Source organism: Acidocella facilis ATCC 35904 (genome assembly GCF_000687875.1).
GTDB lineage: Bacteria > Pseudomonadota > Alphaproteobacteria > Acetobacterales > Acetobacteraceae > Acidocella > Acidocella facilis.
This window is the reverse complement of the sequence record NZ_JHYG01000002.1, coordinates 165,798-179,813: the sequence shown is the minus strand read 5'-3', so window position 1 is coordinate 179,813 and position 14,016 is coordinate 165,798. Positions and strand designations below refer to the sequence as shown.

At 66.5% G+C, this 14,016-nt stretch carries 11 protein-coding genes; 5 read left to right on the top strand and 6 right to left on the bottom strand.

Annotation, left to right across the window (positions count from 1 at the left end; genetic code table 11):
• Positions 1–68 precede the first annotated feature (68 nt).
• A complete protein-coding gene (locus T331_RS17165) occupies positions 69–2,363 on the top strand; it encodes a mechanosensitive ion channel family protein (RefSeq protein ID WP_051622076.1) in 2,295 nt (764 codons plus the stop codon).
• Between the two features lie 54 nt (positions 2,364–2,417).
• On the opposite strand, the gene T331_RS0103280 is transcribed toward T331_RS17165, so the two are convergent.
• Positions 2,418–3,140 (bottom strand): class I SAM-dependent methyltransferase, encoded by a 723-nt coding sequence (locus T331_RS0103280; protein ID WP_026439013.1) that lies wholly within the window; start codon positions 3,138–3,140, stop codon positions 2,418–2,420.
• Positions 3,141–3,179: 39 nt separating this feature from the next.
• Between T331_RS0103280 and gloB the strand changes: the two genes are divergently transcribed.
• Both gloB and T331_RS17160 read left to right on the top strand, forming a co-directional pair.
• On the top strand, positions 3,180–3,905 hold the full coding sequence (gloB, locus tag T331_RS0103275; RefSeq protein ID WP_026439012.1) for a hydroxyacylglutathione hydrolase: 726 nt from the start codon (positions 3,180–3,182) through the stop codon (positions 3,903–3,905).
• Positions 3,906–4,078: 173 nt separating this feature from the next.
• Positions 4,079–4,540, top strand: a complete 462-nt coding sequence (locus tag T331_RS17160) for a DUF2147 domain-containing protein (protein ID WP_051622074.1) — start codon at positions 4,079–4,081, stop codon at positions 4,538–4,540.
• Positions 4,541–4,596: 56 nt separating this feature from the next.
• Here T331_RS17160 and ppdK read toward each other — a convergent pair whose 3' ends face one another.
• Genes ppdK through T331_RS0103255 form a run of 3 tightly spaced genes read right to left on the bottom strand, consistent with a single transcriptional unit; the run spans position 4,597 to position 10,162 of the window.
• The gene (gene ppdK / locus T331_RS0103265) at positions 4,597–7,269 is read right to left on the bottom strand and encodes a pyruvate, phosphate dikinase (protein WP_008494881.1); all 2,673 of its coding nucleotides are present in this window, start codon (positions 7,267–7,269) and stop codon (positions 4,597–4,599) included.
• Positions 7,270–7,281: 12 nt separating this feature from the next.
• Positions 7,282–9,288 (bottom strand): glycine--tRNA ligase subunit beta, encoded by a 2,007-nt coding sequence (gene glyS, locus T331_RS0103260; protein WP_026439011.1) that lies wholly within the window; start codon positions 9,286–9,288, stop codon positions 7,282–7,284.
• Entirely contained in the window at positions 9,281–10,162 is an 882-nt protein-coding gene (locus T331_RS0103255; RefSeq protein WP_008494879.1) for a glycine--tRNA ligase subunit alpha, read from the bottom strand. The genes glyS and T331_RS0103255 overlap by 8 nt, the downstream gene beginning before the upstream one ends.
• A 75-nt stretch (positions 10,163–10,237) precedes the next feature.
• On the opposite strand from T331_RS0103255, the gene T331_RS17155 reads away from it, so the two are divergent.
• Positions 10,238–10,624, top strand: coding sequence for a hypothetical protein (locus T331_RS17155; protein WP_081822104.1), 387 nt, complete (start codon positions 10,238–10,240; stop codon positions 10,622–10,624).
• On the top strand, positions 10,582–10,947 hold the full coding sequence (locus T331_RS0103245) for a hypothetical protein (protein WP_026439010.1): 366 nt from the start codon (positions 10,582–10,584) through the stop codon (positions 10,945–10,947). Before T331_RS17155 ends, T331_RS0103245 begins: the two co-directional genes overlap by 43 nt.
• Before the next feature lie 21 nt (positions 10,948–10,968).
• Here T331_RS0103245 and T331_RS0103240 read toward each other — a convergent pair whose 3' ends face one another.
• Positions 10,969–11,925 (bottom strand): acetyl-CoA carboxylase carboxyltransferase subunit alpha, encoded by a 957-nt coding sequence (locus tag T331_RS0103240; protein ID WP_008494877.1) that lies wholly within the window; start codon positions 11,923–11,925, stop codon positions 10,969–10,971.
• Positions 11,926–11,964: 39 nt separating this feature from the next.
• Positions 11,965–13,962, bottom strand: coding sequence for an FUSC family protein (locus tag T331_RS17150; RefSeq protein ID WP_155992586.1), 1,998 nt, complete (start codon positions 13,960–13,962; stop codon positions 11,965–11,967).
• Positions 13,963–14,016 lie beyond the last annotated feature (54 nt).

The window sequence follows — 14,016 nt, the reverse complement described above, 5'->3', positions numbered from 1 at the left end:
TACGATGACTGACGGATTTGCCTATCTCCCCGGTTGACGTCCCCCGTTTCGGCTTACAGGCTTGGTTCATGCGCTTATTGTTGACGTTCCTGTTTCTGGTCTTGCTGGTGCCGGGGCTTGGCCGCGCCAACACGCCCGCCGCCGCGCCGGCGCCAGCCGCCGCCCCCGCCGCCAGCGCCCCGGCGGCGCCGGCCAAGAGCGCGCCGGCGATCATCCCCGGCTCGCCGTTGGCCGCCCTCACCGGGGCGGATGCCAGCGCCGGCGCGGCCGGCCAGAGCCCCGCCCCGGCGCCGTTCGGCACCAGCGAGATCGGCTTCGCGCTGACCAGCGTGCTGGGCCATGAAGCCACCCGCACCTTCGATGATTTCGCCGATGCGCTGCATCGATCCACCCGGCTGACGCCGGTCTGGCACTGGCTGGCGGGCTTTGCCGATGCGCCGCAGCGCCGGGCGGATGCGCTGGCCATCGGGATGGCGCTGGCCATCGCGGTGGTGCCGGGCATGGCGCTGGATGTGCTGCTGGTGCTGGCACTGCGCGGCGCCGCCGCACTTTGCGCCCGCCAGGCGGTGCCCCGCCGCAACGAATATCTGCCGACACCGGATCTGGACGGTCTCGCCAGCGCGGAGGAGGGCGAGAGCGAGCAGCGCCCGCCCCGGCGCACCAGTCTGCGCGCCTGGAGCCGGCGCTTCGGCTTCGCGCTGCTGAAATTCCTGCTGATGCTGCTGCCGATCGCCGCCTTCGGCATCACCGAACAGCTCATCCTCAATTCCGGCCTCATCGCCCGGCGGCCGGCGCATCTGGCGGTGGTGGGCATCGTCAACGCCTATCTGGCGGCACGGCTGACCCAGGAGGTGCTGCGGCTGCTCTTTTCGCCCAACGCCCCCAGCCTGCGGCTGGCGCATCTGGCCAGTGCCCATGCGAAATGGCTGATGCGCCGGGCGATGCTGCTGATCATCACCATCTTCGTCGCCTTCTGCATCATCTCGGTGGCCGAGATCCTGTTCCTGCCCAAGGATGGCGCCGGGGCGCTGCTGCGGCTGGCGGCGCTGGTCGTGCATCTGGAGGTCGCCTTCGCGATCTGGCGGAGCCGGCGCGTGATCAGCCGCTGGATCGCCGGCAAGCCCGGGAGTGACAGCTATTTCGCCGGCATGCGGCGGCGCTTTTCCAAGGTCTGGTATATTTTTGCGCTGTTCTATGTGCTCGCCCTCTGGGTCGCCTGGGCGGGCGGGGTGCAGAATGCGCTGGTGGTGCTGCTGCGGGCCTTGCTGGTGGTGTTCATCGCTTTGGTGCTGGGGCGGCTTGCCTGGGTGGGCAGCAATCGCGCCCTCGCGCGGATTTTCCCGGATGAGGACAGCGCCGCCCGCCGCAGCGCCGTGCTCGGCCGGGCGCGTACCTATAATCCGCTGATCCGCCTCGTCGTGCGCTTCGTCATCGCCTTGCTGGTGCTGGTGCTGGTGCTGCAGGGCTGGGGGGTGGATGCGTTCGGCTGGCTGCTGACCAACAATATCAGCCGCGCCTTGCTCTCCGCCGGGTTCAGCGTGCTGGTCACCGTCGCCATCGCCATCGTGCTGTGGGAGGCGATCAATTACCAGCTCGATGCGCGGATCGAGCGGCTGAACAACGCCGGCAAGACCCGCCAGGCCTCGCGCCTGCGCACGCTGCTGCCGATGCTGCGCGCCGCCATCGGCATCGTGCTGGTGCTGGTGGCGCTGATCATCTGTCTCTCGCGCATCGGGGTGAACACCACGGGCTTGCTGGCGGTCTCCTCGGTGGTCGGCATCGCGGTCGGCTTCGGCAGCCAGAAGCTGGTGCAGGATATCATCACCGGGCTGTTCCTGCTGTTCGAAGATGCGATGCAGGTGGGCGATGTGGTCACGCTCGGCGGCATGTCCGGCACGGTGGAGCGGCTTTCGCTGCGCACCATCCGGCTGCGTGGCGGCGATGGCTCGGTCAACATCATCCCCTTCTCCTCGGTCACCACCGTCACCAACCAGACCCGGGATTTCTCCTATGCGCAGATTTCGGTGATGGTCTCCTATGACGAGGATATCGAGCGGGTCAGCGCCTTGCTGAAGGAGATCGGCGCGAAGATGCGGGCCGAGGCCGCCTGGGGGGCGATGATGCGCGACGATCTGCAGCTGTTCGGGCTGGATAGTTTCGGCGAGCTGGGGCTGGTCTTCACCGGGCAGATCCGCACCGGGCCGGGCCAGCACTGGGCGGTGCGGCGCGAATTCAATGCCCGGGTGCAGAAGCGCTTCGCCGAGGCGGGCATCGCCCTTTCCTACCGGCGCCAGAGCATGAAGCTGGACCTGCCCCCCGGCGAGGCGCTGCTGGGGCCGCCAGCCAAGCCGGAGGCGCGTTAGGGTTTATGGCGAAGGGGGTAGGAAGTTTTTTCGAAAAGCCCCCGCACCTTACCGCTAAGTCCCGCGCGAAAATCCGGCGCCGGCCAGCACCCGCCGGGCCGTGGCCATCCGCCCCGCCGGCAGCACGCCATGCAGGTTCTTGCTCACCTCCGCCAGCGTCAGCCCGGCAAATTGCGGCGCCAGCACCGGGCCCGCCTTTTCCAGCAGCCCGGCCACCCGCCGCGGCGGGGCCGGCAGCAGCGGCGGGGTGTAGAGGGCGGTGGTCTGCGCCTCCACCTGGAAGAACAGCCCGGTCAGCAGCCGCGCCAGCTGGCCCTCCGAATAAGGCTGGCCATGGCCAAAGGGCGTGCTCTCCGCATAGGCCCAAAGCCCGCGCCGGTTGGGCGCCACCACGATCATCCGCCCGTCATCCTTCAGCACCCGCCAGGCCTCGCGCAGCGTGCGCCTGGCATTCTCGGCCTGTTCCAGCCCGTGGATCAGCAAAATCCGGTCGAAGCTGAGATCCGCGAAGGGCAGCGCCTCCGCCTCGGCCATGCAGGAGAGATTGGCCAGCCCCGCCGGCCAGGGCGCGGCCCCCATATGGTTGGGCGAGAGCGCGATGCAGCGCGCCGCCTCCCGCCAGGGATGCAAACACGGCCCGGCATGGCCGATGCCCAGAACCGAAAGCCCTTCCATGCGCGGCCAGAGCCGCGCCAGCTTCTGGCGCAACAACAGGGCCACATGCCGGCCCAGCGCGGTTGCGTAAAATCCGGCCGCATCTCGTGCATCGATCGCCATTGCCCCTATATAACCACGTAACGCGAAGGAGCGAGAGCGATGACCGTCACGGCGCAAGCCATTCCCATGCTGTCCGACAATTATGCCTGGCTGCTGGTCGATAGTGTCTCCGGCAAGACCGGCATCGTCGATCCGGCAGAGGCCGCCCCGGCCGTCGCCGCGCTGGAGGCGCTGGGCAAAAGGCTGGATTACATCTTCCTCACCCATCATCACGACGACCATATCGGCGGCGTCGCGGAGCTGGTGGCGGCCTACCGCCCGCAGGTGGTCGGTAATGGCGCGGACGCGCAGCGCCTGCCGAAGCTGGATATTTCCGTGCATGAAGGCTCGCTGGTGGAATTCGGCAGCGCCAGGCTGCGGGTGATCGAAACCCCCGGCCATACGCTGGGCCATATCTCCTACTATATCGCCGATGGCGGCATCCTGCTGCCGGGCGACACGCTGTTCAGCCTGGGATGCGGCCGGCTGTTCGAGGGCACGCCGGCGCAGATGTTCAACGCCATCGCCAAATATGGCGACCTGCCGGACGACACGCTGGTCTGCGCCGGGCATGAATATACCGCCTCCAACGCCAAATTCGCGCTGAGCGTGGAGCCTGGCAATGCGGCGCTGCAGGCCCGCGCCGCCGAGGTGCAGGCGCTGCGCGCGGCGGGCAAGCCCACTTTGCCGGTGAAACTGGGCCAGGAGCGCGCCACCAACCCGTTCCTGCGCGCCCCAGACGAGGAAAGCTTCGCGAAACTGCGCGCGGCGAAGGATAATTTTTGAAACCCTTTCTGACCAATGCAGCTTTCTTGCAACAGGTATCAAAAATGACAGCGCCTTGGCGAGGAAACACTATTCCTGGCACGGCCGGATTTGTTAGGAAATTCCTGTCGGCAAGCCTCAACAAGGGGCACCGTCTGGGAGCTTTTTCTTTCTGTCTTTCTTTCTGTCGTGGGATGCTGCTGGCTGGCGCAATGCTGGCCGGCAGCGCTCTGCCCGCCGCAGCTTCGGGTTTCACCCCTGGCTACTGGGTCTCCTCCGGCCACGAGATCGTGCTGGAAATCTCGCAATGCGGCGATGATCTCTGCGGTTTCATGGCCGGCATCGCGCTCGACCATCCGGGCGATGCGATGCCGACCGACTGGCGCGGCCAGCCGCAATGCGGCTTCCTGATGCTGCGCGTCGCCCCGGACGGCAAGACCGATGACGGCACCCCGCGCTGGAAAGGCGTGCTGCAGGACCCGCGCAACGGCAATGTCTATCGTACCATGGTGAAGTTCGACGCCAAGGGCAATCTGGATCTGCATGGCTATATCGGCGTGCCGGTGCTGGGCGAGACGCAGCTCTGGCCAAAATTCACCGGCAAGGTGGAGCCGGGCTGCCATGTGCCGGAGCTGGACGGCAAGGCCTCGCCATAACCGCATAAAAAAGGCCGGGATCGCTCCCGGCCTTTTTCGTTGGAAAGAGCCTCCGCTTATTTGTCGCGGAAATGGGTCTCCTTGACCTCGATCGCCGCCTGGGCGGCGGCCAGACGGGCCACCGGCACGCGGTAGGGCGAGCAGGAGACATAATCCAGCCCGACGCTCTCGCAGAAGGAGATGGAGGCCGGATCGCCACCATGCTCGCCGCAGATGCCCAGCTTCAGCCCGGCCTTCTTGCCCCGGCCCTTCTCGGCGGCGATCTTCACCAGCCCGCCGACACCATCGACATCGATGGAGACGAACGGATCCTTCGGCAGGATGCCCTTCTCGACATAGAAGGGCAGGAACTTGCCGGCATCGTCACGCGAGAGGCCGAACACGGTCTGGGTCAGATCGTTGGTGCCAAAAGAGAAGAAGTCCGCCGCCTCGGCGATCTGGTCGGCGATCAGCGCCGCGCGCGGCAGCTCGATCATCGTGCCCACCGAATATTCGATGGTCTTGCCGGTTTCCGCGAACACCGCCTTGGCGGTGGCCTCCACCTGGGCGCGGGTGATATCCAGCTCCTTCTTGGTGCCGACCAGCGGGATCATGATCTCCGGCACCGGGGCGTTGGCGGTCTTCGCCACCTCCACCGCCGCCTCGAAAATGGCCCGGGCCTGCATCTCGTAGATTTCCGGATAGGTCACACCCAGGCGGCAACCGCGATGGCCGAGCATCGGGTTGGCTTCGGACAGCTCCTCGCCACGCGCGCGGATCACCGCGATATCGACCCCCAGCGCATCCGCCACCTCCTGCATCTCCGCCTCGCCATGCGGCAGGAATTCATGCAAAGGCGGGTCGAGCAGGCGGATGGTGACCGGCAGCCCTTCCATGATCTTGAACAGAGAAACGAAATCCTCGCGCTGGAAGGGCAGCAGCTTGGCGAGGGCAGCGCGCCGGCCGGCCTCGTCCTTGGCCAGGATCATCTGGCGCACGGCGCCGATGCGCGCCGGGTCGAAGAACATATGCTCGGTGCGGCACAGCCCGATGCCCTCGGCGCCGAACTTGCGGGCGGTCTCGGCATCCAGCGGGGTTTCCGCGTTGGTGCGCACCTTCAGGCGGCGGGCCTGGTCGGCCCACTCCATCAGCGTGCCGAAATCGCCGGAGAGCTGCGGCTCGATCATCTTCATCGCGCCGGCATAAACCTCGCCGGTGGAGCCATCGATGGTGATGATATCGCCCGCGCGCAGCACCACGCCATTGGCGGAGAGGGTCTGCGCGCCGTAATCGACCGAGATGCCGCCGGCACCGGCCACGCAGGGCCGGCCCATGCCGCGCGCCACCACGGCGGCGTGGCTGGTCATGCCGCCGCGGGTGGTGAGAATGCCCTGGGCGGCGTGCATGCCGTGAATATCTTCCGGGCTGGTCTCGATACGCACCAGCACCACCGACTCACCCTTCTGCGCGCGCAGCTCGGCCTCATCGGCGGAGAACACGACCGCGCCGGAGGCCGCACCCGGGGAGGCGGGCAGGCCCTTGGAGAAGATGGTCTTCTCCGCCTTCGGGTCCAGCGTGGGGTGCAGCAGCTGGTCCAGCGCCGAGGGGTTCACGCGCATGATCGCGGTATTCTTGTCGATCAGCCCTTCATTCGCCATTTCCACGGCGATGCGCAGGGACGCCGCGGCGGAGCGCTTGCCCGCGCGGGTCTGCAGCATATAGAGCTTGTTCTGCTGCACGGTGAACTCGATGTCCTGCATATCCTTGTAGTGTTTCTCAAGGATTTCGCGGACCTTATGCAGCTCCTTATAGGCCTCGGGGAGCGCGTCCTCCATGGAGACCTCGCCCGGCTTGGCATAGGCGTTGGAGAGCGGGCGCGGGGTGCGGATGCCCGCCACCACGTCCTCGCCCTGCGCGTTCACCAGATACTCGCCATAGAATTCATTGAGGCCGGTGGAGGGGTCGCGGGTGAAGCAGACGCCGGTGGCGCAGTCATTGCCCATATTGCCGAACACCATGGCCTGGACGTTCACCGCCGTGCCCCAATCGGCCGGGATGTCGTGCAGGCGGCGATAGACATTGGCGCGCGGGTTCATCCAGGAGCCGAACACCGCGGTGATCGCCCCCCAGAGCTGGTCCTGCGGGTCCTGCGGGAAGGGCCGGTCCAGCTCTTCCTGCACCATCTTCTTGTAGCCCTCGACCACGTCCTGCCAATGGGCCGGGGTCAGCGCGGTGTCCTCGGTTACGTCGGCATCCAGCTTCACCTGCTCGATGATTTCCTCGAAGCGGTGATGATCGACATTGAGCACGACGGAGCCGTACATCTGGATGAAGCGGCGATAGCTGTCCCAGGCGAAACGCTCATCCCCGGAGGCTTTCGCCAGGCCGAGCACGGTGTCGTCATTCAGGCCGAGATTGAGCACGGTATCCATCATGCCCGGCATGGAGACGCGCGCGCCCGAGCGCACGGAGACCAGCAGCGGCTTGTCCTTGTCGCCGAATTTGCGCTCCACCGCCTGCTCGATGCGCGCCAGCGCGGCATCCACCTGCGCCTTCAAATCGGCGGGATAGTTGCGGTCATTCTCGTAATAGGCGGTGCAGACTTCGGTGGTGATGGTGAAGCCCGGCGGCACCGGCAGATCGATGCTTGCCATCTCGGCCAGGTTCGCCCCCTTGCCGCCCAAAAGGTTGCGGAGCGAAGCGTTGCCGTCATTCACGCCAGCGCCGAAATTATAAACCCATTTCGTCATTACCTGGTCTCCTCACCCTTCAATCCGAGAAAAATCAGCCACTTGGTTGACCGCGCCGGTGAAGCGCGCGAGCAATCGCAAACGATTGCGGCGCAAATCAGGCGATTCCGCGTTGACCGTAACGGTTTCGAAAAAAGCGTCGATGAATTTGCGAAGATCAGCGAGATATTTCATCGCTTCACCAAAACGCTCGGCTCTAACTTCAGTCGAGACAACCGGCATTAGAAAGTCTAACGCCTTAGCAAAATCAAGTTCCACAGCATTTGTACAAAGCTGCGTGTCAGGAAGACCATCGTGCGGACCATCCTTGGCATTTTCTAGGCGAAGAATATTCGCAGCACGCTTGTAAGCTGCGAGGAGATTTTTACCGTTCTCTACTTCCAGCAGAGAATTTAGCGCCTTAACGCGCCACATCAGCCGCACCAGGTCGTCATCCTCACCGGCGGCGAGCACCGCATCCAGTACGTCGAAGCGCTTGCCCTCGCCGCGCAGTTTCACCCGCAGCCGCTCGATGATGAAGCTAAACAGCTCGCCTCGCGCCGTGCCCAGAAGCGGCATCAAATGCAGACGCAGCTGATTCTCCAGCACGATGCGAATGACACCCAGCGCCGCCCGGCGCAGCGCGAACGGATCGCCCGAGCCGGTCGGCTTCTCGCCCACCGCAAAAAATTCCCGCAGCGTATCCAGCTTATCCGCCAGCGCCACCGACACCGCGACGATGCCAGTGGGCACCGCATCGGATGGGCCTTTCGGCTGGTAATGGCTGGAAATCGCCCTGCCGATCACCTCACCGCGCCCGCGCGTGGCGTAATAGCCGCCCATGATGCCCTGCAGCTCGGGGAACTCGCCGACCATGCCGGTCACCAGATCCGCCTTCGCCAGCAGCCCGGCCACCCCCGCCTGCCCGGCTTCCTCGGCCGAGCCGCCCAGAGCGGTGGCGATTTCCTCGGCCAGATCCGCGATCCGGTCCGCGCGCTGGCGCTGGGTGCCGATCTTGGCGTGGAAGGTGATCTTCTCCAGCTTCGGCAGCAGGCTATCGAGCGGGGTTTTCAGATCCAGCGCCCAGAAATGCCGCGCATCGGACAGGCGCGCGCGCAGCACGCGCTCATTGCCCGCGATAATCGCCTTGCCCTCATCATCCGCCGCCAAATTTGCCACAAAGGCGAAATACGGGGCCGGGGCGCCGGTTTCATCCCGCAGCGCAAAATACTTCTGGTTAATCTTCATCGAAAGCTCCCGCACTTCCGGCGGCAACTCCATGAATTCCTTGTCGATCTGCCCGATCAGCGGCACCGGCCATTCGGCCAGCCCGGTCACCTCATCCAGCAGCCCCTCATCCGGGGCAACGCTGAGGCTCAGCGTCGCGGCAACCTCCGCAATACCCTCCGCCACCCGCGCCCGGCGCTCGGCCGGGTTGGCGATGACGTGATGCTCTCGCAGTTTCTCTTCCCACACCGCGGCCGAGGAGACCTCAAACGGCCCCGGCCCGTGCACGCGGTGGCCTTCGGTGAGGTTACCGCTCTCCACCGGCCCGAGCTTGAACGGCACCACCGCGCCATCCAGCAGGCAGACGATGCGGCGCAGCGGACGCACCCAGGTGAACTCCCCGCCCGAGCCCCAGCGCATGGATTTCGGCCAGGGCAACTTCGCCAGCAGCTCCGGCAGCACGCCGGCGATATAATCCGCCGCCGGCTGCGCCGGGCTCTGCTTATTAAGCACCCAGAACTCGCCCTCCTGGACCAGATCCTCCTTCACCGCCCCATGCTTGCGCAGGAAGCCGGCCAGAGCCTGCTCCGGCGCGCTGGCGCGCGGCCCGCGCTCGGAAACCGAGCTGGCGGCAACCTCGGTGGCGATCTCGGCGGCAAGCGCGATGCGGCGCGGCCCGTAATAAGCCTGGCGCACCGTAATCGAGAGCGGCTTCAGCGCCTGGGCGCAGATCGCCTCCAGCGCCTCGCTCGCCGCCTTCTGCATGCGGGCGGGGATTTCCTCGGAGAAGAGTTCCAGAAAAAATTCAGCCATTGGACTCACCGGAAAGCCAGATTTCAGCGCAGGCCTTCGCCAGATTGCGCACCCGCGCGATATAGGCGGCGCGCTCGGCCACCGAGATTACGCCCCTTGCATCCAGCAGGTTGAACAGATGGCTGGCCTTGATGCATTGATCATAGGCCGGCTGCGCGACCATGCCCTCGACCAGCGCCATGCATTCGCGCTCGGCATCCTCGAAATGCCGTGCCAGCATGTCGGTATTGGCCAGCTCGAAATTATGCTTCGAATAGTCACGCTCGGCGCGCAGGAACACGTCGCCGTAGGACACACCCTGGCCGTTGAAATCCAGCTCGTAGACATTCTCCACGCCCTGCACATACATCGCCAGCCGCTCCAGCCCGTATGTGATCTCGGAGGAGGGCGAGACGCAGGCAATGCCGCCGACCTGCTGGAAATAGGTGAACTGCGTCACCTCCATACCGTCGCACCAGACCTCCCAGCCCAGGCCCCAGGCGCCCAAAGTCGGGCTTTCCCAGTCATCCTCGACGAAGCGGATGTCATGCTTGCGCCGGTCGATGCCGATGGCGTCGTAGCTTTCCAGCAGCAGCTGCTGGATATTGTCCGGGCTCGGCTTCAGCAGCGCCTGATATTGATAATAATGCTGCAGCCGGTTCGGGTTCTCGCCATAGCGCCCGTCAGAGGGCCGGCGCGAGGGCTGCACATAGGCCGCCTTCCAGGGCTTCGGGCCCAGCGCGCGCAGCGTGGTGGCGGGATGGAACGTGCCCGCCCCCATCTCAACATCATAAGGCTGCAAAATCACACATCCCTGCTTCGCCCAGAAGGCGTGCAGGGTCAGGATGATGTCCTGGAAGCTCTTGGGCTTCCCTTGTGGGCTATGGACTGTCATGGGCCTTTGGTTAAACTGACGCGCCGCAGCAATAGGGCGCCGGGGCGGTTAGAGCAACCGGCAAGGAGGGGGTTTATGCGCAAGATAGTGCAGTGGGGCGTCAGTGACGTCGCCGGTGTGGCGCTGACGATACTGGTCGGCGGCGGCACCTTCGCCTTCCGCGTGTTGGCCATTGTTCCACGTGCAACCGTCGGCATCTGCGCGGCCGGCAATGCGCCGGGCTGGTGCGTGCCGCGCGGCTGGGTGCTGAGCGGGCAATATTACGGCGCCTTCGGCTGGGCGGCGCTGCTGGTCGGGCTGGCGGCGTTCTTCGCCGGCAAACGCCTGCTGGCCGGGCTGGCGATCGGCCTCGGCATCGCCGCTGTGGTGAATTACAACGGCACCCAGGGCATCATCGGCGCGGCTTTGGGGCTGGCGGCATGGCTGAGCTTGCTGAGTGGACGGCCGGGCTGGGCACGCTAAACATGGCAATTCCCGAGTTTGGCCAAACCGTACATTTGATGAATATTTACGACGTCATTGCCGTGAAAATTCGAATGTCACGGGAAAACGGCCGTACTGTCAGGGAGTTGAAGCTATATACGACCGATAATCTGCGCGACCTCTATCAAAACCAGCCCGAGGAACTGATCAGGCTCCGAGACGGAATAATTAAGCGGCACGAGTTAGCTGCAGAGATCCGTTGGCGCATTGCCTTAGCATCGCTGGGCTATCTAGTTTTGTTCGTAGCTACGCTTATTGCTGCAATTGCTGGGGTCATAGCTGCAATAGAAGGGGCTAAGTAGCGTAGCCCCTTTCTACTGAGCTTACAGCCCCTGCTTGCCCATCGCCAAAAACTTCTCCCGGCGCTTGGCCTTCAACGCCTCCGGGGTCTGGCCCAGCAGCGCCAGCAGGGATTTCTCTACCGCATCGCCCAGCGTCACCAGCGCCGCTGCGGGGTCGCGATGCGCGCCGCCCAGCGGCTCCGGCACGATCTCATCGATCAGCCCCAGCTTCTTCAAATCCTGCGCGGTGATGCGCATCGCCTCGGCGGCGGTGGCGGCCTGGGCGGAATCACGCCAGAGGATGGAGGCGCAGCCTTCCGGTGAGATCACCGAATAGATCGCGTGCTCATACATCAGAACCGTATTGCCCGCCGCCAGCGCGATGGCGCCGCCGGAGCCGCCCTCGCCGATGATGGTCGCCACCAGCGGCACCGGCGCGTCCAGGCAGGCCTCGATGGAGCGGGCGATGGCTTCCGCCTGGCCGCGCGCCTCGGCCTCGATGCCGGGGAAGGCGCCGGAGGTATCGACGAAGCTGAGGATCGGCAGGTTAAATTTGCCGGCCAGCTCGATCAGCCGCTTGGCCTTGCGATAGCCCTCGGGCTTGGCCATGCCGAAATTATGCTTCAGGCGGCTTTCGGTGTCGGTGCCCTTCTCGGTGCCGATCACCATCACCGCCTGGCCCCGGAAGCGGCCCATGCCGCCGACGATGGCGGCGTCATCCGCGAAGGCGCGGTCGCCGGCCAGCGGGGTGAACTCCTCGATCAGCGCGGAAATCACCGCCAGCGCCTTCGGGCGCTCGGCATGGCGGGCGACTTGCGCTTTCTGCCAGGGGGTCAGCTTGGCGTAGGTGGCCTTGAGCTGCGCATCCGCCTTGGCGGAGAGCTTGGCGACCTCTTCGGCGATGTTGATCTCGCCGGGGGCCGCACTCATCCGCCGCAGCTCCTCGATCTTGCTCTCGAGCTCCGCGACCGGCTTTTCGAATTCCAGATACTGACGCATGGCCGTGGGGCTTAGCACATCTTCCGCGTAAAAAAAGCCTTAAGCGCGCGCGGGCAGGCCCGCCGCCGCATCGGCAAGGCGCGCCAGCGCGGCTGACAGCTCGTCATTGCCGGGCGGCAAAGACGGCAAGGGCACCGCCTCGCCGCGCAACCGGGCGAGGATGGACGCGGCGAGCGCCCGGCAGGCGGCGGCGCGCGCCGCATCCGCCGTGCCGGCACCCAGCACCCGCACCGCCGCCGCCCCGGCGACATTCCGCAACGCGCCCAGCAGCGCCGTGGCGGCCTCCAGCCGGCCGCCCCGGCCGCGCCCTTCCAGCCGCATCCGCGCCAGGGCGGTTTCGGCGGCGGAGCTGGCCAGCCCGGCGGCGCGCCGCTCCTGCCCGGCCGCATCCTGGCCCATGGCGGGATGCGCCAGCGCCTGGGCGGCGAAGGTGAGATTGGCCTCCACCGCCGCCGCCAGCAGCGCCACCACCCCGCCCGGCCGGCGTTCCGGCCACAGCACGAGCCCCCCCGCCACCCCGACCAGCGCGCCGATGATGTTATTCACCGCCCGGGCCACCGGCACGCCGCTGCCCGGCTGCACCATCTCGATCACCAGCACGAAGAGGGAGGTGAGAAACAGCACGAACACGGTATAATTCACGCTCTTGAAGGCGATGGTGAGCGCCGCCAGCGGAAAGATGATCAGCAGCAGCACCGGCTTGGCGGGGCTGGCCGCCAGCAGCAAGGCCGCCAGCATGCCGCCGCCGACACTACCCAGGATCCGCTCCAGGCTGCGCGGCCAGGTCGCCTCGGCCAGAGGCTGCATCACCATCACCGTCGCCATCGTCGCCCAGTAGGAGAAGGTGAGGTTCAACCAGGCGACCAGCAGATAGGCCAAAGCCACCGCCACCGTCACCCGCGCCGCATGGCGCAGCACCGGGACGGTGATGCGCCCCGGCCCTGCGTGCGGCTGAATTGCATCATGCTCCGCCCCCGGCCCGGCGGCATAGGCGGCCAGGGCAGCGGCGCATTGCGCCAAAGCCCGGCCCGGCGCGTGCGGCAGCACCCGCGCATCCTGCGCCAGGCTGCGCGCCTGGTCCGCCAGCCGCACCCCGCTGAACTGGCGCGACGCCGCCTGGTGCGCGGCCTCGGCCAGCGCCTCATGCAGCGTCCAGAGCGCGAAGCGCAGCGGCCGCGAGGCCTCGCCCGAGGCCAGCCCATGGCCCAGCGCCAGCAGCCCGGCGAAGAGCCGGTCCGCGCAATCCACCGCCAGCTCATGCCGGCCGCGGCGCTGTTCCAGCCGTGCCACCGCCGCGCGGGCGCGCTCGATGGACAGCCGCACCGCACGGCGATGCTCGGCATTCAGCCCGGCCCAGTCCGCCTCGCTGGCCTCTTCATGCCCGGCCAGCACCAGCATGTCCTGCACCATCGCCGCCTCGCGGGCGTACAGGGCCGCCGCCGCGCGGCGCACCGGGGCGTGCGGATGGATGCGCCAGAGCACCAGGCAGAGCAGATAGGCCCAGGCGCAGCCGAACAGGAACGCGCCGGTGAGCACCAGCGCGCCGGCGGGCGTGTGCGGATAATCCACCCCCACCACCGCGACGACGCTGACCAGAATGCCCGGCACCGTCGCCGAGGCGCCCCAGGCGCGCGGCAGATTGGTGAGAAACACGGCCGCCAGCATCACCGGCCCGCCCACAAACGGCCCGAACGCGCCGGCGATGGAAACGATGGGCAGAACCAGCGCCCCGGCCAAAGCGAAGCCGCCAATGGCGCGCCTGCGCACCCAATCCGGCCCGCCCGGGTCCGCCAGGCAGCACCAGAAGGCGCCGAACACCGCCCAGGCCAGCCAGGGCCGGCCCAGCCCGTAGGCGAGAGCCGCCATCACCGCCACGGCGGTGGCGGCGCGCAAGCCCTCGACAATGCCGATCTGCTCCGGAGTCAGCCCGAAGGCGCGGGATTCCAGCTGCCGCGCGAGGCGGTAGAACCCGTCCGAGATCCCCGCCGCCGGGCCCCGCCATGTGAAATGCCTTAAATCCACGCTCCGAGTCCGCATCCGCGATCCATCACCGGCGCCGCCACGGCCCGACTGCGTGAGTATATGCTGCGG

Coding starts and splice junctions, on each gene's coding strand:
- T331_RS17165 (WP_051622076.1), top strand. CDS start 69: ATGCGCTTATTGTTGACGTTCCTGTTTCTGGTCTTGCTGGTGCCGGGG.
- T331_RS0103280 (WP_026439013.1), bottom strand. CDS start 3,140: ATGGCGATCGATGCACGAGATGCGGCCGGATTTTACGCAACCGCGCTG.
- gloB (WP_026439012.1), top strand. CDS start 3,180: ATGACCGTCACGGCGCAAGCCATTCCCATGCTGTCCGACAATTATGCC.
- T331_RS17160 (WP_051622074.1), top strand. CDS start 4,079: ATGCTGCTGGCTGGCGCAATGCTGGCCGGCAGCGCTCTGCCCGCCGCA.
- ppdK (WP_008494881.1), bottom strand. CDS start 7,269: ATGACGAAATGGGTTTATAATTTCGGCGCTGGCGTGAATGACGGCAAC.
- glyS (WP_026439011.1), bottom strand. CDS start 9,288: ATGGCTGAATTTTTTCTGGAACTCTTCTCCGAGGAAATCCCCGCCCGC.
- T331_RS0103255 (WP_008494879.1), bottom strand. CDS start 10,162: ATGACAGTCCATAGCCCACAAGGGAAGCCCAAGAGCTTCCAGGACATC.
- T331_RS17155 (WP_081822104.1), top strand. CDS start 10,238: ATGCGCAAGATAGTGCAGTGGGGCGTCAGTGACGTCGCCGGTGTGGCG.
- T331_RS0103245 (WP_026439010.1), top strand. CDS start 10,582: ATGGCTGAGCTTGCTGAGTGGACGGCCGGGCTGGGCACGCTAAACATG.
- T331_RS0103240 (WP_008494877.1), bottom strand. CDS start 11,925: ATGCGTCAGTATCTGGAATTCGAAAAGCCGGTCGCGGAGCTCGAGAGC.
- T331_RS17150 (WP_155992586.1), bottom strand. CDS start 13,962: ATGCGGACTCGGAGCGTGGATTTAAGGCATTTCACATGGCGGGGCCCG.